Source organism: Halopseudomonas aestusnigri (assembly GCF_002197985.1).
In the GTDB taxonomy this organism is placed as follows: Bacteria; Pseudomonadota; Gammaproteobacteria; order Pseudomonadales; family Pseudomonadaceae; genus Halopseudomonas; species Halopseudomonas aestusnigri.
Map to the genome: position 1 here is coordinate 1 of NZ_NBYK01000015.1, position 20246 is coordinate 20246.

The window sequence follows — 20246 nt, forward strand, 5'->3', positions numbered from 1 at the left end:
ATAATGATCTGAGGTGAAAGGCAAAGCCCCCGCCTAGCGGGGGCTTTTGTCTTTTGGTTGACAGTGGGGGTGCGCATCAGTAGAATTGCGCCTCCCTTGGACAGGCGTACCTGCAGTTGGGTATGCCTGAAAACAGTTACTTGGAGTTTCTGGTCAAATGCAGAACCAACAGATTCGTATTCGGTTGAAGGCTTTTGACCATCGCCTGATCGATCAGTCTACCCAGGAAATCGTGGATACCGCGAAACGTACTGGGGCTCAGGTGCGTGGTCCGATCCCTTTGCCGACGCGCAAAGAGCGTTTTACCGTACTGATTTCTCCGCACGTCAATAAAGACGCGCGCGATCAGTATGAAATCCGTACCCATAAACGGGTTCTGGATATCGTTCAGCCCACCGACAAGACTGTCGATGCGCTGATGAAGCTGGACCTTGCCGCTGGCGTTGAGGTTCAGATCAGCCTCGGCTGATAGCCCCAAAACGGGGGCTAAAGGTCGTGTAACGCCCTGTGTTGGGCGGCCATAGCGGGTAATAGCCCCGTGCACTCATGAGGTTTACAAAATGACTATTGGTTTAGTCGGCCGGAAATGCGGTATGACCCGCATTTTCACTGAAGATGGTGTTTCCATTCCGGTTACGGTTGTAGAAGTTGAACCGAACCGCGTCACTCAGGTTAAAACCCTGGAAACTGATGGCTATCAAGCTATTCAGGTCACTGTGGGTGAGCGTCGCGCCAGTCGCGTTACCAAGCCGATGGCTGGGCACTTTGCCAAAGCCAGCACTGCGGCTGGTCGCCAGGTCTGCGAATTCCGCATTGAAGACGGCTCCCAGTATGAAGCTGGGGCAGAGCTCACTGTAGCCCTGTTCGAAGCCGGTCAGAAGGTGGATGTAACTGGTCAGTCCAAGGGTAAAGGCTTCGCCGGTACCATCAAGCGCTGGAATTTCCGCGGCCAGGACGCTACTCACGGTAACTCGGTATCCCACCGTGTACCCGGTTCCATCGGTCAGTGTCAGACCCCGGGCCGTGTATTCAAGGGCAAGAAGATGTCTGGTCACATGGGTGCCGAACAGGTAACCGTCCAGACTCTCGAGGTCGTTCGCGTAGACGCTGAGCGCAATCTGCTGCTCATCAAGGGCTCCGTGCCTGGCGCTACCGGCAGCGACGTCGTTGTTCGCCCGGCGGTCAAGGCCAAGGGTTAAGGGGGAGTTACCATGAATCTGAATGTAGCTGGTGCAAATGCGATCGAAGTTTCCGATCTGACCTTTGCTACCGAGTTTAACGAGACCCTCGTTCACCAGGCCGTTGTTGCTTACATGGCTGGTGCTCGTCAGGGTACCAAGCAGCAGAAGAACCGTTCCGACGTTTCCGGTGGCGGCAAGAAGCCCTGGCGTCAGAAGGGCACCGGTCGCGCCCGTGCCGGTACTATCCGTAGCCCGATCTGGCGCTCCGGTGGTACTACCTTTGCTGCCCGTCCGCAAAATCACGAGCAGAAGCTGAACCGCAAGATGTATCGCGGTGCAATGCGCTCCATCCTGTCCGAGCTGGTACGCCTGGATCGTCTGGTTGTCGTCGAGAGCTTCTCTGTTGATGCACCGAAGACCAAGGCTCTGGCCGGCAAGCTGAAGGATCTCGATCTGCAGAATGTGCTGATCGTTACCGACGGCGTTGATGAGAACCTGTACCTGGCAGCGCGCAATCTGCCGCACGTCGACGTTCGCGACGTTCAGGGTTCTGACCCGGTTAGCCTGATCGCTTACGACAAGGTGCTGATTACCGTACCTGCTGTTAAGAAGTTCGAGGAGATGCTGGGATGAACCAAGAGCGCATTTTCAAAGTACTGCTTGGCCCGCATGTTTCCGAGAAGGCAACTGTGCTGGCTGACAGCCGCAACCAGTTCGTGTTCAAAGTAGACACTACTGCGACCAAGCTGGAAATCAAGAAAGCCGTTGAGCAACTGTTCAACGTCAAGGTCAAGGCTGTATCGACCTTGAATGTAAAAGGCAAGACCAAGCGAACCGTTCGCGGCCTGGGCAAGCGTAATGACTGGAAAAAGGCGTATGTCAGCCTGCAGCCCGGTCAAGACATCGACTTCGCCAGCGCTGAATAAGACAGGGGTACATCATGGCTATTGTTAAATGTAAACCTACTTCCGCTGGCCGCCGCTTCGTCGTCAAGGTCGTTAACGCTGACCTGCACAAAGGTGCTCCTTACGCGCCTCTGGTAGAGAAGCAAGGCAAGTCTGGTGGTCGTAACAACAACGGCCGCATCACCACGCGTCATCGTGGGGGCGGTCACAAGCAGCACTACCGCATCGTGGACTTCCGTCGTAACAAGGACGGTATCCCCGCTGTAGTAGAGCGCGTCGAGTACGATCCGAATCGTACCGCTCATATTGCTCTGCTGAAGTATGCCGACGGTGAGCGTCGCTACATCATCGCCCCGAAAGGCGTTGTTGCTGGCGATCAACTGGTCTCCGGTGCCGATGCGCCGATCAAGGCCGGTAACACTCTGCCGCTGCGCAATATCCCGGTAGGTAGCACCATCCACGCGATCGAACTGAAGCCGGGTAAAGGCGCTCAGGTAGCTCGCAGTGCTGGTGCCGCTGTCCAGCTGGTTGCTCGCGAAGGTGCCTATGTCACCGTTCGTCTGCGCTCTGGCGAAATGCGCAAAGTCCTTGGCGAATGCCGTGCGACTCTGGGTGAAGTGTCCAACGGTGAGCACAGTCTGCGCTCGCTGGGTAAGGCTGGTGCCAAGCGCTGGCGCGGTGTTCGTCCGACTGTTCGTGGTGTTGCCATGAACCCGGTAGATCACCCGCATGGTGGTGGTGAAGGTCGTACCTCCGGTGGTCGTCATCCGGTTTCCCCGTGGGGCTTCCCGACCAAGGGTGCCAAGACTCGGTCCAACAAGCGCACTGACAAGATGATTGTCCGTCGCCGCAGCAAGTAATTAGAGGGGATACGACAGTGCCGCGTTCTCTGAAGAAAGGTCCTTTTATCGATCTTCACCTGTTGAAGAAGGTCGAAGTGGCAGTTGAAAAGAACGACCGTAAGCCGATCAAGACCTGGTCGCGCCGTTCGATGATTCTGCCGCAGATGGTCGGTCTGACCATCGCTGTACACAACGGTCGTCAGCATGTGCCGGTTATCGTTACCGAAGACATGGTCGGTCACAAGTTGGGCGAATTCTCTGCTACGCGTACCTACCGTGGTCACGCAGCAGACAAGAAAGCCAAGCGCTAAGGGGTTAGAAGATGGAAGTAGCCGCTACTCATAAGGGCGCCCGACTCTCTGCCCAGAAAGCGCGTTTGGTCGCCGACCAGATCCGCGGAAAGAAGGTGGATGAGGCCCTGAACCTGCTGGCATTCAGCAACAAGAAGGCCGCTGCCGTCATCAAGAAAGTGCTCGAGTCGGCGATTGCCAACGCAGAGCATAACGATGGCGCAGACGTGGATGACCTCAAGGTCTCCACCGTGTTTGTTAACGAAGGTCGCTCTCTGAAGCGCATCATGCCGCGTGCCAAAGGCCGCGCTGATCGCATCGTCAAGCGGTCTTGCCACATCACGGTCAAGGTTGCTGACAAGTAGGAGTCGATCAAATGGGTCAGAAAGTACATCCGGTAGGCATTCGCCTCGGTATCGTTAAAGAACACACTTCGGTGTGGTACGCAGACGGTCGCAACTACGCAGACTATCTGAACACTGACCTGAAGGTACGTGCGTACATTCAGGACAAACTGAAAAGTGCCTCTGTCAGCCGCGTTGATATCCAGCGTCCGGCTCAGACTGCCCGCATCACCATTCACACTGCTCGTCCGGGCATCGTGATTGGCAAAAAGGGTGAGGACGTTGAGAAGCTGCGTCAGGAACTGACCAGCCAAATGGGCGTGCCGGTGCACATCAACATCGAAGAGATCCGCAAGCCGGAACTTGACGGTGCCCTGGTTGCACAAAGCGTTGCTCAGCAGCTCGAGCGTCGTGTGATGTTCCGTCGCGCCATGAAGCGCGCCGTACAGAACGCCATGCGAATTGGTGCAAAGGGTATCAAGATCCAGGTTAGCGGCCGTCTTGGCGGCGCCGAGATCGCCCGTACCGAATGGTATCGCGAAGGTCGTGTGCCGCTGCACACCCTGCGTGCCGACATTGACTACGCGACGGCTGAAGCCCACACCACCTACGGTGTGATCGGTGTGAAGGTTTGGATCTTCAAAGGTGAGATCATTGGTGGTCTCCAGGAAGAAACCAAAGCCGTCGCGGCCAAGAAAAAAGCTGCTAAGTAAGGGGTACGCACATGTTACAACCTAAGCGTACGAAGTTCCGCAAGCAGATGACCGGCCACAACCGTGGTCTGGCGCATCGTGGTAGCAAGGTGAGCTTCGGTGAGTTCGCTCTCAAAGCCGTAAGTCGTGGTCGTCTGACTGCACGTCAGATCGAAGCGGCTCGTCGCGCCCTGACTCGTCACGTTAAGCGTGGCGGTAAAATCTGGATCCGGGTTTTCCCGGACAAGCCCATCTCCAAGAAGCCTCTTGAAGTACGTATGGGTAAAGGTAAGGGTAACGTCGAGTACTGGGTGGCCCAGATTCGTCCGGGTAAGGTCCTTTACGAGATTGAAGGTGTTTCCGAAGAGCTGGCTCGCGAAGCATTCGCACTGGCCGCAGCCAAGCTGCCTCTCGCTACCACCTTTGTTAAGCGGACGGTGATGTAATGAAAGCGACAGAACTTCGTGAAAAATCTGCTGAGCAGCTGAATGAACAGCTGCTCACCCTGCTGCGCGATCAGTTCAACCTGCGCATGCAGAAAGCAACCGGTCAGCTCGGTCAAACGCATCTGCTGAACCAGGTAAAGCGCGACATCGCTCGCGTCAAGACCGTGCTCAATCAGAAAGGTGGTAACTGATCATGGCCGAGAACAAAACAGTTCGTACCGTTACTGGCCGTGTTGTCAGTAACAAGATGGATAAAACCATCACTGTGCTCATCGAGCGTCAGGAAAAGCACCCACTGTACGGCAAGTACGTGACGCGCTCTACCAAGCTCAAGGCGCACGACGAGAACAACGAATGCCGCATCGGCGATCTGGTGACCATTCGTGAGACCCGTCCCTTGGCCAAAACCAAGAGCTGGTCCCTGGTTCAGATCGACGAGCGCGCGGCGCAAGTTTAAGCCCGCGCAACTTAGCGGATTATTTAAGGGTCGGAGAAAGTTATGATTCAGACTCAATCCATGCTGGATGTGGCTGACAACAGTGGTGCACGTCGTGTTATGTGTATCAAGGTTCTGGGCGGTTCTCACCGTCGCTACGCCGGCATTGGCGATATCATCAAAGTGACCGTGAAGGAAGCGATTCCGCGCGGCAAAGTAAAGAAAGGCCAGGTGCTCAACGCGGTCATCGTGCGTACCCGTCACGGTGTACGCCGTACAGACGGTTCGCTGATCCGTTTCGATGGCAACGCTGCCGTTCTGCTCAACAACAAGAATGAGCCGATCGGTACCCGCATCTTTGGGCCGGTGACTCGTGAGCTGCGTAACGAGCAGTTCATGAAGATCGTTTCCCTCGCGCCCGAAGTGCTGTAAGGAGCCCGGTCATGCAAAAGATCAAACGCGACGACGACGTAATCGTCATTGCCGGTAAAGACAAGGGCAAGCGCGGCAAAGTCCTGAAAGTTGGTGACGATGCCCGCCTGCTGGTTTCCGGTGTCAACATTATCAAGCGCCACACCAAGCCGAACCCGATGGCTGGTGCGCAGGGCGGTATTGTTGAGAAGGAGGCGCCGATCCACGTCTCCAACGTGGCAATCTTCAACCCCGAGACCAACAAGGCCGATCGCGTCGGCTTCAAGGTCGAAGACGGTAAGAAGGTTCGTATTTTCAAGTCGACCCAAAAAGCTGTCGACGCTTGAGAATCTAGGTGCTTACCATGGCGAGATTGAAAGAAACCTATCGCACTACCATCGCTCCGAAACTCCAGGCCGAACTGGGTCTGAATGCGATGGAAGTGCCGAAAATCACCAAGATCACCCTGAACATGGGTCTTGGCGAAGCTGTTGGTGACAAAAAAGTCATCGAAAACGCACTGGCTGACCTCGAGAAGATCACCGGCCGTAAGGGCATCGTGACCTATGCTCGCAAATCCATTGCAGGCTTCAAGATTCGTGACGGCTGGCCGATCGGCGTAAAGGTTACCCTGCGCCGCGAGCAGATGTACGAATTCCTGGATCGTCTGCTGTCGATTTCCCTGCCGCGCGTTCGTGACTTCCGTGGCCTGAATGCCAAGTCCTTTGACGGTCGTGGCAACTACAGCATGGGCGTCAAGGAACAGATCATTTTCCCGGAAATCGATTACGACAAGATCGATGCCCTGCGTGGTCTGGACATCACCTTGACTACTACTGCGCGAACCGACGACGAAGGTCGTGCGCTGCTGCGCGCGTTCAACTTCCCGTTCCGTAACTAGGAGTCAGGACAATGGCAAAAGTCAGTATGAAGAACCGTGAAGCCAAGCGCGCCCGCCTGGTTGCCAAGTTTGCTGCAAAACGCGCAGCTCTCAAGGACACCATCGGTAACGTAAACGCTTCCGTTGAAGATCGCTGGGCAGCTCAAGTTGCCCTGCAGAAGCTGCCGCGCGACTCCAGCCCGGTCCGTCAGCGTAACCGCTGCCGCGTTACCGGTCGTCCGCACGGCGTATACCGCAAGTTTGGACTGAGCCGCATCAAGCTGCGTGAAGCAGCAATGCGCGGCGATGTGCCCGGCCTGGTCAAGGCCAGCTGGTAAACCAGACTTTTATTACTCAGTTTCAGGAGCACATAGCCCATGAGTATGCAGGACCCGTTGGCAGATATGCTGACCCGTATCCGTAATGCCCAGATGGCTGAGAAGTCCAGCGTCAGCATGCCTTCGGCAAAGCTGAAGGTGGCTGTCGCCAAGGTACTTAAGGAAGAAGGCTACGTTGCTAGCTACGAAGTAGTTGGCGACGTCAAGCCCACTCTGTCTATCGAACTCAAGTACTTCGAAGGCAAGCCGGTAATTGAAGAGCTCAAGCGCGTAAGCCGTCCCGGCCTGCGCCAGTACAAAGCCGTTGACCAGCTTCCGAAGGTCAAGGGTGGTCTGGGCGTTTCCATCGTCTCCACCAATAAAGGTGTGATGACTGATCGCGCTGCTCGCGCTGCCGGTATCGGCGGCGAAGTTCTCTGCACCGTATTCTGATAGGGGGTCACGATGTCTCGCGTCGCTAAGAACCCTGTCAAACTGCCGCAGGGTGTAGAAGCAAAACTGAACGGTCAGGAACTGTCGATCAAGGGTGCCAAGGGCGCTCTTAGTCTGAACCTGCATCCGACTGTTGAAGTTGTTCAGGAAGACGGTGAGCTGCGTTTCGCAGCGCGCGCCGGCAGCCTGAACATGGCCATGGCCGGTACTACCCGCGCCCTGGTCAACAATATGGTCATTGGCGTCAGCCAGGGCTTTGAGCGCAAGCTCCAGCTGGTTGGTGTTGGTTACAAGGCGCAGGCCAAGGGTCAGGTTCTCAACCTGGCACTGGGTTACTCGCACCCGATCGACTACCAGCTGCCTGAGGGTGTTTCTGTTGAAACCCCCAGCCAGACTGACATTATCATCAAAGGCATCGACAAGCAGCTGGTTGGTCAAGTAGCAGCGGAAATTCGTGATTTCCGTCGTCCGGAGCCCTATAAGGGCAAGGGTGTACGCTACTCCGATGAGGTAGTGCGTCGTAAAGAAGCCAAGAAGAAGTAGGGCATAGCAAATGAGCGATAAAAAAGTTATTCGTCTCCGTCGCGCTCGCCGTACGCGCCTGAAGTTGCGCGAACTGGAAGCCGTTCGTCTCTGCGTGTACCGCTCTTCGCAGCACATGTACGCACAGGTTATCTCGGCAGATGGCAGCCAAGTGCTGGCCAGCGCCTCCACTCTGGATGCTGAATTGCGTGCCGGTTCTACCGGTAACATTGAAGCGGCCAAGAAGGTAGGTCTGCTGGTTGCTGAGCGAGCCAAGGCCGCCGGTGTAACTCAGGTCGCCTTCGACCGTTCCGGCTTCAAGTACCATGGTCGCGTAAAAGCGCTGGCCGACGCCGCTCGTGAAGGCGGGCTGGAATTCTAAGGGTAGAGTTATGGCTAATTTCGATCAAAAGCGCGACGAAGGTTACATCGAGAAGCTGGTTCAGGTGAACCGCGTCGCCAAAGTAGTAAAAGGCGGCCGTATCTTCGCTTTCACAGCGCTGACTGTTGTCGGTGACGGCAAGGGTCGCGTTGGTTTCGGTCGCGGCAAGGCACGTGAAGTGCCTGCCGCCATCCAGAAGGCGATGGAAGCGGCACGTCGTAACATGATCCAGGTTGATCTGGATGGTACCACCCTGCAGTACCCCGTTCGTGCAGCTCACGGCGCCTCCAAGGTGTTCATGCAGCCGGCGTCCGAAGGTACCGGTGTTATCGCCGGTGGTGCAATGCGCGCCGTCCTGGAAGCGGCTGGTGTACACAACGTACTGGCCAAGTGTTACGGTTCCACCAACCCGGTTAACGTCGTTCAGGCTACCTACAAGGGTCTGAAGTCGATGCAGTCTCCCGAGTCTGTAGCGGCCAAGCGCGGCAAGACCGTTGAAGACATCACGGGGTAAGCGGACATGGCAAACGCAAAAATCAAGGTGACTCTGTTCAAGAGCGTCGCTGGTCGTCTGCCGAAGCACCAGGCCTGCGTTAAGGGTCTGGGTCTGCGCCGCATCGGCCACACCGTCGAAGTCGAAGACACTCCGTCGGTTCGTGGGATGATCAACAAGGTCTCCTACATGGTTCGGGTAGAGGAATAAGACATGAAACTGAATGATCTGCGTTCCGCGCCGGGTGCACGCCGTGAAAAGCTGCGCGTCGGTCGTGGTATCGGTAGCGGTCTGGGTAAGACCGCTGGCCGCGGTCACAAGGGTCTGACCTCGCGTTCCGGTGGCACCGTTGCCCCCGGTTTCGAGGGTGGTCAGCAGCCGCTGCACCGTCGTCTGCCGAAGTTTGGTTTTACTTCCAAACTGGCTATGGTCACTGCTGAAATTCGCACCAGCGAACTGAACGCTGTTGACGCTGAGGTCATTGACCTGCAGGCGCTGAAAGATGCCAACGTAATTGGCAACAAGTTTGTACGAGCCAAGATCGTCCTGTCCGGCGACGTAACCAAAGCGGTTACCGTCAAAGGTCTGGCCGTCACTAAAGGTGCTCGTGCAGCGATCGAAGCAGCTGGTGGCAAGATCGAGGACTAAATGGCTAAGCAAGGCGCTCTTTCTGGAATGAATCAAGGTGGCTTGAGTGAACTCTGGGGGCGCCTGCGCTTCCTGTTCCTCGCGATCATCGTTTACCGTATCGGGGCGCATATTCCGGTTCCCGGGATAAACCCTGATCGTCTGGCCGATCTGTTCAATCAGAATTCAGAGACGATCCTTAGCCTGTTCAACATGTTCTCCGGCGGTGCCCTGGAGCGAATGAGTATCTTCGCTCTGGGCATCATGCCGTACATCTCTGCATCCATCATCATGCAGCTGATGACGGCGGTGACCCCGTCGCTTGAGCAGTTGAAGAAGGAAGGGGAGTCCGGACGCCGGAAGATCAGTCAGTACACGCGTTATCTGACGCTGGTGCTGGCTTTTATACAAGCCATCGGTATGTCCGTTGGTCTGGCCAGTCAGGGCGTTGCGTTTGACACAGGGTTCAGCTTCTATTTTGTGGCTGTTACTACCTTTGTTGCTGGCGCAATGTTCATGATGTGGCTCGGTGAGCAGATCACCGAGCGAGGTATCGGTAACGGTATCTCGATGCTGATTTTCGCCGGCATTGTTGCCGGTTTGCCGGCAGCCATTGGACAGTCCTTCGAAGGTGCCCGTCTGGGTACCATCAACATATTCGCGCTGATTGGTGTTGGCCTGGTGGCTATCGCCATGATTGCGTTCGTCGTCTTCGTCGAGCGTGGCCAGCGCAGAATTACGGTCAACTACGCCAAGCGTCAGCAAGGTCGCAAGGTATTCGCCGCGCAGACCAGCCATTTGCCTCTCAAGGTCAACATGGCAGGTGTGATCCCGGCGATCTTTGCCAGCAGTATCCTGTTGTTCCCGGCCTCGCTGGGTACCTGGTTCGCCCAGGGTGACAACATGGAATGGCTGCAAACCCTGGCTCAGGCCATTGGACCGGGTAAGCCGCTGAATATCATTCTGTTTAGTGCAGGGATTATTTTCTTCTGCTTCTTCTACACAGCCTTGATGTTCAATCCGAAGGATGTTGCGGAAAACCTCAAGAAGTCCGGCGCGTTCATTCCGGGTATTCGTCCCGGTGAGCAGTCCGCTCGCTACATCGATAGCGTTCTGACTCGCCTCACCCTGTTCGGGGCCCTGTATATGACCGCTGTCTGCTTGTTGCCGCAGTTCCTGGTGGTGTCGGCGAATGTGCCCTTCTATCTGGGTGGGACATCGCTGCTGATCGTTGTTGTGGTTGTTATGGACTTCATGTCCCAAGTACAATCGCACCTCGTTTCTCAGCAGTACGAGTCTCTTTTGAAGAAATCTAACCTGAAAGGTTACGGCAGCGGCATGCTCCGCTGAGTCTTCGGGTTATAGGAGTCGGCTATGAAAGTTGCAGCATCAGTCAAGAAGCTTTGCCGTAACTGCAAGGTTATCCGTCGCAACGGTTGCGTACGTGTAATCTGCAGTGCTGAGCCCCGTCATAAGCAGCGCCAGGGTTAATTCCCGGTTCTGAATTAAGACTACGTCTCAGGATAACCGCCACCTGGCCAAATTTTGGCCAGGTGGTTGAATTTTATTTTTGTTAGCGCTACCCTACTGCACCCTTTTTCGAGCAACCTCTTTGGGTTGAGTCAGGTAGCTGTCAGACGGAGTAAATTGGATGGCCCGTATTGCAGGCGTCAACATCCCGGATAACAAGCACACTGTTATCTCTCTGACCTATATCTTTGGTATTGGTCAGACCAAGGCACAACAGATCTGTGCCGCCACTGGCATTGAGCCCAGTGTCAAAATCAAGGATCTGAGCGAAGAGCAGATTGATACCCTGCGCAATGAAGTCGCCAAGAGCAACACCGAAGGCGATCTGCGCCGCGCGATCAACATGAACGTCAAGCGCCTCATGGATCTCGGCTGCTATCGTGGCCTGCGTCACCGTCGTGGCCTGCCGGTCCGCGGTCAGCGCACCAAGACCAATGCCCGTACCCGTAAGGGTCCGCGCAAGCCGATCCGTAAGTAATTGCGAGGGAATCTACAGATATGGCTAAGCCAGCTGCTCGTGTACGTAAAAAAGTAAAAAAGACGGTCGTTGATGGGGTCGCCCACATCCACGCGTCTTTCAATAACACCATCATCACCATCACTGACCGTCAGGGTAACGCCCTGAGCTGGGCAACTTCCGGCGGCTCCGGCTTCCGTGGTTCCCGTAAGAGCACTCCGTTTGCTGCCCAGGTAGCTGCCGAGCGCGCCGGTCAGGCTGCTCTTGAGTATGGCCTGAAGAACCTCGACGTTTGCGTTAAAGGCCCCGGCCCAGGTCGTGAGTCGGCAGTTCGTGCACTGAATTCTTGTGGTTACAAGATCAGCAGCATCACCGATGTCACCCCTATTCCCCACAACGGCTGCCGCCCGCCCAAGAAGCGTCGCGTTTAATCAGGAGACGGTAAAATGGCTCGTTATATTGGTCCCAAGTGCAAGCTGTCTCGTCGCGAAGGTACTGACCTGTTCCTGAAAAGCGGCGTGCGCGCTCTCGACTCCAAGTGCAAACTGGAAACCCCTCCGGGTGTTCACGGTCAGCGCCGCGGTCGTCTTTCGGAATATGGTACTCAGCTGCGCGAGAAGCAGAAAGTCCGTCGTATGTATGGCGTTCTTGAGCGTCAGTTCCGCAACTATTACAAGGAAGCAGCCCGTCTGAAGGGCGCTACCGGTGAGAACCTGCTGCAACTGCTCGAGCGTCGTCTGGACAACGTCGTTTACCGCATGGGTTTCGGTGCTACTCGCGCTGAAGCACGCCAGCTGGTATCCCACAAGTCCATCAGTGTCAACGGCAAGACTGTCAATATCGCGTCTTACCTGGTTTCCCCGGGTGACGTAGTTGCTGTCCGTGAAAAGGCCAAAAACCAGCTGCGCATCAACAGCGCTCTGGAGCAGGCTGCTCAGCGCGGTGGTGCGGAGTGGGTTGAAGTAGACGCTGGCAAGAAAGAAGGCGTTTTCAAAGCCCTGCCTGCACGCAGCGACCTGTACGCCGACATCAACGAAAACCTGATCGTCGAGCTGTACTCCAAGTAAGCGACAGACAGCATAAAGGTGCCCCACATGCAGAGTTCGGTTACCGAGTTTCTAACACCGCGTCACATTGACGTTCAGGAAACTTCGCCCACACGTGCCAAGATTACTCTTGAGCCGCTGGAGCGTGGTTTCGGTCACACCCTGGGCAATGCGCTTCGTCGCATTCTGCTCTCGTCCATGCCCGGCTGCGCCGTGGTAGAGGCCGAAATCGACGGCGTGTTGCACGAGTACAGCGCCATCGAAGGCGTTCAGGAAGACGTCATCGAGATCCTGCTCAACCTGAAAGGGTTGGCGATCATCATGCACGGTCGCGACCAGGTAACCCTGAACCTTTCCAAGAAAGGCCCGGGCGTTGTTACTGCCGCTGACATTCAGCTGGACCACGAAGTCGAAATCGTCAACCCGGATCACGTGATTGCCACGCTGTCCGACAATGGCGAACTGAACATGAAGCTCACTGTAGCTCGTGGTCGTGGTTACGAGCCGGCCGATGCGCGTCAGTCCGATGAGGACGAGACCCGCTCTATCGGTCGTCTGCAGCTGGACGCCACCTACACTCCCGTACGCCGCGTTGCGTATGTGGTGGAGAGTGCGCGTGTCGAGCAGCGTACTAACTTGGACAAGCTGGTCATCGATCTCGAGACCAACGGCACTCTGGACCCGGAAGAGGCGATTCGTCGCGCTGCAACCATCCTCCAGCAGCAACTGGCTGCCTTCGTGGACCTGAAGGGTGACCAGGAGCCGGTGGTGGAGCAGCAGGAAGACGAGATTGACCCGATCCTGCTGCGCCCGGTGGACGATCTTGAGCTGACTGTCCGTTCGGCCAACTGCCTGAAGGCCGAAAATATCTATTACATTGGCGATCTGATCCAGCGTACCGAAGTAGAGCTGCTGAAGACCCCGAACCTGGGCAAGAAGTCTCTGACCGAGATCAAAGACGTTCTGGCCTCTCGTGGTCTGTCTCTGGGTATGCGTCTGGACAACTGGCCGCCTGCAAGCTTGAAGAAGGACGATAAGGTTTCGGCCTGATCGTCTCGACACCGAGGAATTGAGAGATGCGTCATCGTAAAAGTGGTCGTCACCTGAGTCGAACCAGCGCACACCGCAAGGCTATGTTCCAGAACATGGCTGTGTCGCTGTTCGAGAATGAACTGATCAAAACTACTCTGCCGAAAGCCAAGGAGCTGCGTCGCGTTGCCGAGCCGCTGATCACCCTGGCCAAGGAAGACACCGTTGCCAATCGTCGTCTGGCGTTTGACCGTACTCGCAGCAAGTCTGCAGTTGGCAAACTGTTCAACGACCTGGGCAAGCGCTATGCAACCCGTCCGGGTGGCTACGTTCGCATCCTCAAGTGCGGTTTCCGCGCTGGTGATGCTGCCCCGATGGCTTACGTTGAGCTGGTTGACCGCCCAGAAGCGGTTGCAGCTGAAGAGTAAGTATCAGCGCTACAAAAAAACCGGCTCAGGCCGGTTTTTTTGTGCCTGCAGATCCGCCTGCTGCACTATGAGCGGCCTCGAATGCACGGCGCTGGTGCTCTGCGCAGGGCGGGGTCAACCATAGGCGCTTTCTCAGGCCGTCGGTTTGCTATGTTTTACGCTATGTAAATTAAGTTGCACGATTCTTGCTTGCCGTTCCGTGGAATTCATCTATCCGGAGCGGTGCCCCATGTCCTTGCGTTTCAAGTTGGCAATAACCTACCTGCTCGTTGGTCTGGTACCGGTGGCCGTAATGGCCGCTACGGTGTATTCGCAGGCGAGTAACGCGCTGCGAGACCAGACCCTCAACACGCTTCAGGCGGTTGCCAGTATCAAGCAGCGTCAGCTGCAGGATGGATGGGCGCAGCGGCGCAATCAGCTCGACACCCTGAGTCGTACGCTGAGCAACAGCTATCTTGGTCTGGATGCAGTCGCGCTGGTCAGCGCCAGCAGTTATGACAAGCCTACCTTTGAGCATTTCATCGAAGCCTACGGGTATCGCGATCTGAAGCTGGTCAGCCCCGATGGGCTGGTGTTCTTCAGTGTTAACCGCGGTCCTGCCTATCAGGCTTTGCTGACTGATTCCGAATGGGCAGATACACCGCTGGGTGGTGCCGTCGCGCAGGGGCTGTCAGACCCACGAATTCACATTGGCGACCAGGTTTCTGACTCCTTGAGTGCAGACTCGGTACAGTATCTGGTCGCGCCAATTGGAGCTGACGGGCTGATACAGGCGCTGTTGGTACTTGAGTTGCCAATCGGTCCGCTCAATGAACTGATGCACGAACGCCAGGGGCTGGGTGACAAGGGTGAGACCTATCTGGTGGGCAATGATCGACGTTTGCGTTCCGATTCGGTGCGCTATGCGGACCGGCGCGCCGGGCAGGGGCAGACGCTTGGTGGCCTTGCGATCGAACAGGCCATGGCCGGGCAGAGCGGACGCCTGAGCGAATCCGGTCTTGATGGGGCTGTGGCGTTGAAAGCCTTTGCGCCGGTGGAGTTCGGCGATCAGCACTGGGCGCTGATCGCCGAAGTGGATTCCGAGCAGGCTTTCGCGCCGGTGCGTGCGCTGATGTGGCAGGTATTGTTGCTTGGGGTTTTTACCGTCGTTGCAGTATTGCTGGCGACGTTGCTGGTCAGTCGCAGTGTGATGCGCCCGCTCGGTGATGAGCCGCTCAACATGGTCAGCTTCGCAAAGAGCCTGGCCAGAGGTGAACTTCGCTCTGCGGGTAAGCAGGCGCGCTCCGGAGGGCTGCTGCAGGCGCTACAGGAAATGGCGGCCGCCTGGCGCGGTGTGGTTCAACAGTTGCGTGCTTCCAGCGAGGCGGTTGGTGGTGCCAGTGATGACATTCTTGATGCGGCGGGGCGTACCAGTGCCAGGCTGGAGCAGCAGCAAGACGCCGTAGAGATGGTCGTCTCTGCTGTGGACGAGATGGCGGCAACCGTACAGGAAATCGCGAGCTCCGCATCAGCTAGTGCCGAGCGGACTGCTGGTGCACGCAAGGCGTTCGGGGCGATGCAGAACACGCTGGAAGAGATGATCAGTCGTCAGGATCAGCTACTCGGCGGTCTGCGTAGCGCGGACGCTGTGGTTCAAACCCTCGCCGATGATAGTCGGCAGATTGGCGTTGTGCTGCAGGTGATCAACGGTATTGCGGAGCAGACCAACCTGCTCGCACTCAACGCAGCAATTGAGGCTGCCCGCGCCGGGGAGCAGGGGAGGGGATTTGCGGTGGTTGCCGATGAAGTGCGTCAGCTCGCGCTGCGTACCCGCACTGCTACCGAGGAGGTGGTCACTATAGTCGGCGCCCTGGATCAGTCCTCGTTGCAAGCGCTTGATCGCATGCAGGCCGCGTCATCGCAGGCACAGTCGCTGGAGCAGGAAACCCAGCTGGTGCTGGGCCGTCTCGGAGATCTGGACGGTGCGCTGCATTCTGTTCAGAGCCTGGCGTTTCAGATCGCCACGGCTGCGGAGCAGCAGGCCGCAACGACCGCGGACGTAAACCGACACATGCATCAGTTACAGGACATGACAGCTGAAAGTCGGGACACTGCACTGCATACCCGCGTCAGCGGCGAGCGGCTGCAGCAGCTGGCGGGCAGTCAGCTGCAGCTGGTCGCACATTTTCAACTGTAGGATCAGGCCCGGTCACGCTCCAGTAGCGGGCCGAGGAACCGGCCGGTATGGGATGCCGGCTCGGCTGCCACCTGTTCCGGCGTACCGGCGGCAATGATCTGACCACCCCGAGAACCCCCTTCCGGACCAAGGTCGACGATCCAGTCGGCGGTCTTGATCACATCCAGGTTGTGCTCGATAACCACCACGGTATTGCCGTGGTCACGCAGTCGGTGCAGCACGTCTAGCAGTTGCTGGATATCGGCGAAGTGCAGGCCCGTGGTCGGCTCGTCGAGGATGTAGAGCGTCTTGCCGGTGTCGCGCTTGGACAGTTCGCGGGCCAGTTTGACCCGTTGCGCTTCACCACCTGACAGCGTGGTAGCGGACTGGCCAAGGCGGATATAGGACAGGCCTACATCAATCAGCGTTTGCAGCTTGCGGGCAATCGCGGGTACGGCATCGAAGAACTCGCGGGCTTCCTCGATGGTCATTTCCAGTACCTCGTGGATACTCTTGCCCTTGTACTTGATCTCAAGGGTTTCGCGGTTATAGCGCTTGCTCTTGCACACGTCGCAGGGGACGTAGATGTCCGGCAGAAAGTGCATTTCGACCTTGATCAGACCGTCGCCCTGGCAGGCCTCGCAGCGTCCGCCCTTGACGTTGAATGAGAACCGCCCAGCCTTGTAGCCGCGCGAGCGGGCTTCCTGGGTGCCGGCGAACAGGTCGCGAATCGGCGTAAACAGCCCGGTGTAGGTTGCCGGATTTGAACGCGGCGTGCGGCCGATAGGGCTCTGGTCGATGTCGACCACCTTGTCCAGGTGCTGCAGACCGTCGAAGCTGTCGTAGGGGGCAGTCTCCAGCGTGGTCGCGCCGTTTAGTGCGGTTGCGGTAATCGGGAACAGGGTATTGTTGATCAGTGTCGATTTGCCCGATCCGGATACCCCGGTCACGCAGGTCAGCAGGCCGACCGGGATCTCCAGGGTGACCTTCTGCAGGTTATTGCCGCACGCGCCCTTGAGGCGCAGCCAGTCCTTGCGCAGCGGCGTGCGTTCAGCCGGCACGGCAATTTTGACCTTGCCGGACAGGTACTTGCCGGTCAGCGAGGCGGGGTCGTCCATCACTTGCTGCGGCGTGCCTTTTGATACCACCTGACCTCCGTGTACACCGGCGCCAGGGCCGATATCGACCACATAGTCGGCCAGCCGAATGGCGTCTTCATCGTGCTCGACCACAATCACCGTGTTGCCCAGATCGCGCAGGTGCACCAGGGTGGCGAGCAGGCGCTCGTTGTCGCGCTGGTGCAGCCCGATCGAGGGCTCGTCGAGGATGTACATCACGCCGACCAGGCCGGCGCCAATCTGGCTGGCCAGACGGATACGCTGGGCCTCGCCGCCGGAGAGGGTGTCGGCGCTGCGGTCGAGGGTCAGATAGTCGAGGCCGACGTTGACCAGAAACATCAGACGGGCACGGATTTCCTTGAGAATCTTTTCGGCAATTTCGCCGCGGCTGCCCTCCAGCGTCAGTTGCTCGAAGTACTCGGCGGCGCTGCCGACCGGCAGGGTGGTGACGCCCGGCAGGTTGCGGCCGTCGATCATCACGTGGCGGGCCTCGCGGCGCAGACGGGTGCCGTGGCAATCGGGGCAGGGCTGGGTGCTCAGGTACTTGGTCAGTTCCTCGCGCACGCTCTGGGACTCGGTCTCCCGGTAGCGGCGTTCCAGGTTCGGCAGGATGCCCTCGAACGGATGCTCGCGGCGCACCACGTCGCCACGATCGTTGAGGTAGCGGAAGGGTACGTTGTCCTTGCCGGTGCCGCTGAGGATCAGCTTGCGGTGCGGCTCCTGCAGCTTTTCAAACGGCTGGTCCAGATCAATGCCGTAGTGCTCCGCCAGTGAGCTGAGCATCTGGAAGTAATAGACGTTGCGGCGGTCCCAGCCGCGAATGGCGCCCTCGGCCAGCGTCAGCTCGCCATTGACCAGGCGGCGGGCGTCGAAGAACTGCTTTACGCCCAGACCATCGCAGCCGGGGCAGGCGCCGGCCGGATTGTTGAAGGAGAACAGGCGCGGTTCGAGCTCGCTGATCGAGTGGCCGCATTCCGGGCAGGCAAAGCGTGCGCTGAAGGTAACTTCCTCGCCTTCTTCGCCATCCATCGGGGCGATGATGGCAATGCCGTCAGCCAGGCTGATGGCGGTTTCGAATGACTCGGCCAGGCGCTGTTGCAAGTCTGCGCGGACCTTGAAGCGGTCAACTACGACCTCAATGGTGTGCTTGCGCTTCTTGTCCAGCGTCGGCGCCTCATCCAGTTCGTGGATGCGGCCATCGATGCGGGCGCGGACGAAGCCCTGCGCACGCAGCTCTTCAATCAGGGCCAGGTGTTCACCCTTGCGTTCACGCATGACTGGTGCCAGCAGCATCAATTTGCTGCCTTCCGGCATGGCCAGCACCTGATCGACCATCTGGCTGATGGTCTGGGCGGCCAGCGGCAGGTTGTGGTCCGGGCACATCGGGGTGCCGACGCGGGCAAACAGCAGGCGCAGGTAGTCGTATATCTCGGTGATGGTGCCGACGGTGGAGCGGGGGTTGTGCGATGTTGACTTCTGCTCGATCGAGATGGCTGGCGAGAGGCCTTCGATGTGGTCGACGTCCGGCTTCTCCATCATCGACAGGAACTGTCTGGCATAGGCCGACAGAGACTCGACGTAACGGCGCTGGCCCTCTGCGTAAAGCGTGTCGAACGCCAGCGATGACTTGCCTGAGCCTGACAGGCCGGTAATCACGATCAATTTGTCGCGCGGCAAATCGAGGTCGACGTTCTTCAGGTTGTGTGTGCGTGCACCCCGTATCTGAATCGTATCCACAGTACTCTCACCTCGTGGCCGGCAAAGCGCACAAGTATACGGCCTGCGCTGGTCCGGCGGCAAAGTTGGAGAGGTGAACGGACTCTGTCCGGATGGCCATCCCGGTGACGGGAAAGGCGTGATAAAATCCGCGCTTTTACCCGGAGCTGTCATGCATCAGGTTGACTCGATGAGTCCGCAGGAACGCCGCGCCTCGATCTCGCTGGCGCTGGTTTTTGCCTTTCGCATGCTGGGTCTGTTTATGGTGTTGCCGGTGCTGGCGACCTATGGCCAGCAACTTCAGGGGGCCACGCCGCTGCTGATTGGCATGGCAATCGGTGCCTACGGGCTGACCCAGGCTGTGCTGCAAATTCCCTTCGGCATGCTGTCCGATCGGATCGGGCGCAAACCGGTCATTGTCTTCGGTCTCGTGCTGTTTGCGGCTGGGGGCCTGCTGGCGGCAGGGGCGGACAGCATTCAACAGGTGATAGCCGGGCGGATTCTGCAAGGGGCGGGCGCCATCGCAGCCGCAGTCATGGCGCTGGTTGCCGACTCGACCCGTGAACAGCACCGTACCAAGGCCATGGCGATGATCGGCATGAGTATCGGCCTGGCCTTTGCCGTCGCGATGGTGGCCGGGCCGGTCGTTGCCGGCATCGCCGGGCTGGGCGGCGTCTTTCTGTCGACCTCGATGTTGGCGATCGTTGGTATTGGCCTGGTACTGCTGGTCGTGCCGACGCCGCAGCTGGTGCTTCACCACCGCGATGCCGGGATTGTTCGCGGTGCCCTGCGACCGGCGCTCGCTAATCCTGAACTGTTGCGGCTGAATTACGGCATCGCCTGCCTTCACGCCATTCTGATGGCGACCTTTCTGGCGATTCCGCTGGCGCTTCAGCAGCAGGCCGGCCTGCCAAAGGAAGAGCACTGGTGGGTCTATCTGGCGGCCTTGCTGTTGTCGTTCTTCGGTATGGTGCCGTTCATTATTTACGCCGAAAGGCAGCGTCAGATGAAGAGAGTGCTGCTGGGTGCGGTGGCCTTGCTGGTGTTGGTCCAGCCGCTGTTCTGGCTGACCCAGGCTTCGCTGCCCTGGCTGGTCGCCTGCATCATCCTGTTCTTTGTCGGTTTCAACCTGCTGGAGGCGACCTTGCCGTCGTTGCTCAGCAAGATTGCCCCGGCAGGCGGCAAGGGCACTGCTATGGGCGTGTATTCCACCAGTCAGTTTGCCGGGGCGGCACTGGGTGGCATGTTCGGCGGCTGGTTGTTCGCCCATTTTGGTCTGGGCGGGGTATTCGTCGGATGCGCGCTGCTGGCACTGTCGTGGCTGGCTATTGGTGTTACCATGCGTGAACCGCCTTACGTAACCAGTTACCGGTTGGCCGTGTCCTCTGACCGCATCAGAGACGCAGGCCTGGCCGCCAGCCTGCTTGCTGTCGCAGGTGTGACCGACGTCGTGATTGTTGCCGACGAATCGGCTGCCTACTTGAAAGTCGACAGCAAACTGCTGGATCGTGAAGCGTTGGACCGGGTCGCAGCACCCGTTTGATCA

General features: G+C 57.9%; 31 protein-coding genes. 30 read left to right on the forward strand and 1 reads right to left on the reverse strand.

What is annotated here, in order from left to right:
* Positions 1 to 157 precede the first annotated feature (157 nt).
* The 29 genes from rpsJ to B7O88_RS15730 all read left to right on the forward strand — a co-directional run bounded on the left by rpsJ (position 158) and on the right by B7O88_RS15730 (position 15887).
* Positions 158 to 469, forward strand: a complete 312-nt coding sequence (gene rpsJ / locus B7O88_RS15590) for a 30S ribosomal protein S10 (protein WP_044501102.1) — start codon at positions 158 to 160, stop codon at positions 467 to 469.
* Positions 470 to 560: 91 nt separating this feature from the next.
* Positions 561 to 1199 carry a 50S ribosomal protein L3 gene (gene rplC / locus B7O88_RS15595; RefSeq protein WP_088277336.1) on the forward strand — a complete coding sequence of 213 codons (639 nt, stop codon included), beginning with the start codon at positions 561 to 563 and terminating at the stop codon, positions 1197 to 1199.
* A 12-nt stretch (positions 1200 to 1211) separates the two neighbouring features.
* Positions 1212 to 1814: a 50S ribosomal protein L4 gene (gene rplD / locus B7O88_RS15600; RefSeq protein WP_088277337.1), complete on the forward strand. Its 603-nt coding sequence runs from the start codon at positions 1212 to 1214 to the stop codon at positions 1812 to 1814.
* Entirely contained in the window at positions 1811 to 2107 is a 297-nt protein-coding gene (gene rplW / locus B7O88_RS15605; protein WP_088277339.1) for a 50S ribosomal protein L23, read from the forward strand. Before rplD ends, rplW begins: the two co-directional genes overlap by 4 nt.
* A gap of 14 nt (positions 2108 to 2121) precedes the next feature.
* Entirely contained in the window at positions 2122 to 2946 is an 825-nt protein-coding gene (rplB, locus tag B7O88_RS15610; RefSeq protein ID WP_088277341.1) for a 50S ribosomal protein L2, read from the forward strand.
* Positions 2947 to 2963: 17 nt separating this feature from the next.
* Entirely contained in the window at positions 2964 to 3239 is a 276-nt protein-coding gene (gene rpsS, locus B7O88_RS15615; RefSeq protein WP_088277343.1) for a 30S ribosomal protein S19, read from the forward strand.
* A gap of 11 nt (positions 3240 to 3250) precedes the next feature.
* Positions 3251 to 3583: a 50S ribosomal protein L22 gene (gene rplV, locus B7O88_RS15620; protein ID WP_088277345.1), complete on the forward strand. Its 333-nt coding sequence runs from the start codon at positions 3251 to 3253 to the stop codon at positions 3581 to 3583.
* A gap of 11 nt (positions 3584 to 3594) precedes the next feature.
* On the forward strand, positions 3595 to 4275 hold the full coding sequence (gene rpsC / locus B7O88_RS15625) for a 30S ribosomal protein S3 (RefSeq protein ID WP_088277347.1): 681 nt from the start codon (positions 3595 to 3597) through the stop codon (positions 4273 to 4275).
* Positions 4276 to 4286: 11 nt separating this feature from the next.
* A complete protein-coding gene (rplP, locus tag B7O88_RS15630) occupies positions 4287 to 4700 on the forward strand; it encodes a 50S ribosomal protein L16 (protein ID WP_088277349.1) in 414 nt (137 codons plus the stop codon).
* A complete protein-coding gene (rpmC, locus tag B7O88_RS15635; RefSeq protein WP_083728635.1) occupies positions 4700 to 4891 on the forward strand; it encodes a 50S ribosomal protein L29 in 192 nt (63 codons plus the stop codon). Before rplP ends, rpmC begins: the two co-directional genes overlap by 1 nt.
* A gap of 2 nt (positions 4892 to 4893) precedes the next feature.
* Positions 4894 to 5157 (forward strand): 30S ribosomal protein S17, encoded by a 264-nt coding sequence (gene rpsQ / locus B7O88_RS15640; protein WP_088277351.1) that lies wholly within the window; start codon positions 4894 to 4896, stop codon positions 5155 to 5157.
* A gap of 42 nt (positions 5158 to 5199) precedes the next feature.
* Positions 5200 to 5568, forward strand: a complete 369-nt coding sequence (gene rplN / locus B7O88_RS15645; protein ID WP_088277353.1) for a 50S ribosomal protein L14 — start codon at positions 5200 to 5202, stop codon at positions 5566 to 5568.
* Positions 5569 to 5579: 11 nt separating this feature from the next.
* The gene (gene rplX, locus B7O88_RS15650; RefSeq protein ID WP_088277355.1) at positions 5580 to 5894 is read left to right on the forward strand and encodes a 50S ribosomal protein L24; all 315 of its coding nucleotides are present in this window, start codon (positions 5580 to 5582) and stop codon (positions 5892 to 5894) included.
* Between the two features lie 17 nt (positions 5895 to 5911).
* A complete protein-coding gene (rplE, locus tag B7O88_RS15655) occupies positions 5912 to 6448 on the forward strand; it encodes a 50S ribosomal protein L5 (protein ID WP_088277357.1) in 537 nt (178 codons plus the stop codon).
* Between the two features lie 11 nt (positions 6449 to 6459).
* Complete coding sequence (gene rpsN / locus B7O88_RS15660; protein ID WP_088277359.1) at positions 6460 to 6765, forward strand: 30S ribosomal protein S14; 306 nt, start codon at positions 6460 to 6462, stop codon at positions 6763 to 6765.
* Positions 6766 to 6804: 39 nt separating this feature from the next.
* The gene (gene rpsH, locus B7O88_RS15665) at positions 6805 to 7197 is read left to right on the forward strand and encodes a 30S ribosomal protein S8 (protein ID WP_088277361.1); all 393 of its coding nucleotides are present in this window, start codon (positions 6805 to 6807) and stop codon (positions 7195 to 7197) included.
* 12 nt (positions 7198 to 7209) lie between these two features.
* On the forward strand, positions 7210 to 7740 hold the full coding sequence (gene rplF, locus B7O88_RS15670) for a 50S ribosomal protein L6 (RefSeq protein ID WP_088277363.1): 531 nt from the start codon (positions 7210 to 7212) through the stop codon (positions 7738 to 7740).
* Positions 7741 to 7750: 10 nt separating this feature from the next.
* Entirely contained in the window at positions 7751 to 8101 is a 351-nt protein-coding gene (gene rplR, locus B7O88_RS15675; RefSeq protein ID WP_088277365.1) for a 50S ribosomal protein L18, read from the forward strand.
* A 10-nt stretch (positions 8102 to 8111) separates the two neighbouring features.
* Positions 8112 to 8615 carry a 30S ribosomal protein S5 gene (gene rpsE / locus B7O88_RS15680; protein ID WP_083728626.1) on the forward strand — a complete coding sequence of 168 codons (504 nt, stop codon included), beginning with the start codon at positions 8112 to 8114 and terminating at the stop codon, positions 8613 to 8615.
* A gap of 6 nt (positions 8616 to 8621) precedes the next feature.
* Positions 8622 to 8804: a 50S ribosomal protein L30 gene (gene rpmD / locus B7O88_RS15685; protein ID WP_088277367.1), complete on the forward strand. Its 183-nt coding sequence runs from the start codon at positions 8622 to 8624 to the stop codon at positions 8802 to 8804.
* 3 nt (positions 8805 to 8807) lie between these two features.
* Entirely contained in the window at positions 8808 to 9242 is a 435-nt protein-coding gene (gene rplO / locus B7O88_RS15690; RefSeq protein WP_088277369.1) for a 50S ribosomal protein L15, read from the forward strand.
* Complete coding sequence (gene secY / locus B7O88_RS15695) at positions 9243 to 10571, forward strand: preprotein translocase subunit SecY (protein ID WP_088277371.1); 1329 nt, start codon at positions 9243 to 9245, stop codon at positions 10569 to 10571.
* A 24-nt stretch (positions 10572 to 10595) separates the two neighbouring features.
* Entirely contained in the window at positions 10596 to 10712 is a 117-nt protein-coding gene (gene rpmJ, locus B7O88_RS15700; RefSeq protein ID WP_088277373.1) for a 50S ribosomal protein L36, read from the forward strand.
* 160 nt (positions 10713 to 10872) lie between these two features.
* A complete protein-coding gene (gene rpsM / locus B7O88_RS15705) occupies positions 10873 to 11229 on the forward strand; it encodes a 30S ribosomal protein S13 (RefSeq protein ID WP_088277375.1) in 357 nt (118 codons plus the stop codon).
* Positions 11230 to 11249: 20 nt separating this feature from the next.
* Complete coding sequence (rpsK, locus tag B7O88_RS15710) at positions 11250 to 11639, forward strand: 30S ribosomal protein S11 (protein ID WP_083728622.1); 390 nt, start codon at positions 11250 to 11252, stop codon at positions 11637 to 11639.
* Between the two features lie 15 nt (positions 11640 to 11654).
* Positions 11655 to 12275 carry a 30S ribosomal protein S4 gene (gene rpsD, locus B7O88_RS15715; RefSeq protein ID WP_088277377.1) on the forward strand — a complete coding sequence of 207 codons (621 nt, stop codon included), beginning with the start codon at positions 11655 to 11657 and terminating at the stop codon, positions 12273 to 12275.
* A gap of 27 nt (positions 12276 to 12302) precedes the next feature.
* On the forward strand, positions 12303 to 13304 hold the full coding sequence (locus B7O88_RS15720; RefSeq protein ID WP_088277379.1) for a DNA-directed RNA polymerase subunit alpha: 1002 nt from the start codon (positions 12303 to 12305) through the stop codon (positions 13302 to 13304).
* Positions 13305 to 13330: 26 nt separating this feature from the next.
* On the forward strand, positions 13331 to 13711 hold the full coding sequence (rplQ, locus tag B7O88_RS15725; RefSeq protein WP_088277381.1) for a 50S ribosomal protein L17: 381 nt from the start codon (positions 13331 to 13333) through the stop codon (positions 13709 to 13711).
* A gap of 229 nt (positions 13712 to 13940) precedes the next feature.
* Positions 13941 to 15887: a methyl-accepting chemotaxis protein gene (locus B7O88_RS15730; protein WP_088277383.1), complete on the forward strand. Its 1947-nt coding sequence runs from the start codon at positions 13941 to 13943 to the stop codon at positions 15885 to 15887.
* Positions 15888 to 15889: 2 nt separating this feature from the next.
* On the opposite strand, the gene uvrA is transcribed toward B7O88_RS15730, so the two are convergent.
* Entirely contained in the window at positions 15890 to 18721 is a 2832-nt protein-coding gene (gene uvrA, locus B7O88_RS15735) for an excinuclease ABC subunit UvrA (protein WP_088277385.1), read from the reverse strand.
* Positions 18722 to 18872: 151 nt separating this feature from the next.
* Between uvrA and B7O88_RS15740 the strand changes: the two genes are divergently transcribed.
* Entirely contained in the window at positions 18873 to 20243 is a 1371-nt protein-coding gene (locus tag B7O88_RS15740) for an MFS transporter (RefSeq protein WP_088277387.1), read from the forward strand.
* The last annotated feature ends 3 nt before the right edge of the window (positions 20244 to 20246 follow it).

Coding starts and splice junctions, on each gene's coding strand:
- rplF (WP_088277363.1), top strand. CDS start 7,210: ATGTCTCGCGTCGCTAAGAACCCTGTCAAACTGCCGCAGGGTGTAGAA.
- rplX (WP_088277355.1), top strand. CDS start 5,580: ATGCAAAAGATCAAACGCGACGACGACGTAATCGTCATTGCCGGTAAA.
- rpsE (WP_083728626.1), top strand. CDS start 8,112: ATGGCTAATTTCGATCAAAAGCGCGACGAAGGTTACATCGAGAAGCTG.
- rpsM (WP_088277375.1), top strand. CDS start 10,873: ATGGCCCGTATTGCAGGCGTCAACATCCCGGATAACAAGCACACTGTT.
- B7O88_RS15720 (WP_088277379.1), top strand. CDS start 12,303: ATGCAGAGTTCGGTTACCGAGTTTCTAACACCGCGTCACATTGACGTT.
- rplP (WP_088277349.1), top strand. CDS start 4,287: ATGTTACAACCTAAGCGTACGAAGTTCCGCAAGCAGATGACCGGCCAC.
- rpsD (WP_088277377.1), top strand. CDS start 11,655: ATGGCTCGTTATATTGGTCCCAAGTGCAAGCTGTCTCGTCGCGAAGGT.
- rplC (WP_088277336.1), top strand. CDS start 561: ATGACTATTGGTTTAGTCGGCCGGAAATGCGGTATGACCCGCATTTTC.
- B7O88_RS15740 (WP_088277387.1), top strand. CDS start 18,873: ATGCATCAGGTTGACTCGATGAGTCCGCAGGAACGCCGCGCCTCGATC.
- rplR (WP_088277365.1), top strand. CDS start 7,751: ATGAGCGATAAAAAAGTTATTCGTCTCCGTCGCGCTCGCCGTACGCGC.
- B7O88_RS15730 (WP_088277383.1), top strand. CDS start 13,941: ATGTCCTTGCGTTTCAAGTTGGCAATAACCTACCTGCTCGTTGGTCTG.
- rplN (WP_088277353.1), top strand. CDS start 5,200: ATGATTCAGACTCAATCCATGCTGGATGTGGCTGACAACAGTGGTGCA.
- rpsN (WP_088277359.1), top strand. CDS start 6,460: ATGGCAAAAGTCAGTATGAAGAACCGTGAAGCCAAGCGCGCCCGCCTG.
- rpmD (WP_088277367.1), top strand. CDS start 8,622: ATGGCAAACGCAAAAATCAAGGTGACTCTGTTCAAGAGCGTCGCTGGT.
- rplW (WP_088277339.1), top strand. CDS start 1,811: ATGAACCAAGAGCGCATTTTCAAAGTACTGCTTGGCCCGCATGTTTCC.
- rpmJ (WP_088277373.1), top strand. CDS start 10,596: ATGAAAGTTGCAGCATCAGTCAAGAAGCTTTGCCGTAACTGCAAGGTT.
- rpmC (WP_083728635.1), top strand. CDS start 4,700: ATGAAAGCGACAGAACTTCGTGAAAAATCTGCTGAGCAGCTGAATGAA.
- rpsK (WP_083728622.1), top strand. CDS start 11,250: ATGGCTAAGCCAGCTGCTCGTGTACGTAAAAAAGTAAAAAAGACGGTC.
- rplV (WP_088277345.1), top strand. CDS start 3,251: ATGGAAGTAGCCGCTACTCATAAGGGCGCCCGACTCTCTGCCCAGAAA.
- rplQ (WP_088277381.1), top strand. CDS start 13,331: ATGCGTCATCGTAAAAGTGGTCGTCACCTGAGTCGAACCAGCGCACAC.
- rpsQ (WP_088277351.1), top strand. CDS start 4,894: ATGGCCGAGAACAAAACAGTTCGTACCGTTACTGGCCGTGTTGTCAGT.
- rplB (WP_088277341.1), top strand. CDS start 2,122: ATGGCTATTGTTAAATGTAAACCTACTTCCGCTGGCCGCCGCTTCGTC.
- rplE (WP_088277357.1), top strand. CDS start 5,912: ATGGCGAGATTGAAAGAAACCTATCGCACTACCATCGCTCCGAAACTC.
- rpsC (WP_088277347.1), top strand. CDS start 3,595: ATGGGTCAGAAAGTACATCCGGTAGGCATTCGCCTCGGTATCGTTAAA.
- rplO (WP_088277369.1), top strand. CDS start 8,808: ATGAAACTGAATGATCTGCGTTCCGCGCCGGGTGCACGCCGTGAAAAG.
- rplD (WP_088277337.1), top strand. CDS start 1,212: ATGAATCTGAATGTAGCTGGTGCAAATGCGATCGAAGTTTCCGATCTG.
- secY (WP_088277371.1), top strand. CDS start 9,243: ATGGCTAAGCAAGGCGCTCTTTCTGGAATGAATCAAGGTGGCTTGAGT.
- rpsH (WP_088277361.1), top strand. CDS start 6,805: ATGAGTATGCAGGACCCGTTGGCAGATATGCTGACCCGTATCCGTAAT.
- rpsJ (WP_044501102.1), top strand. CDS start 158: ATGCAGAACCAACAGATTCGTATTCGGTTGAAGGCTTTTGACCATCGC.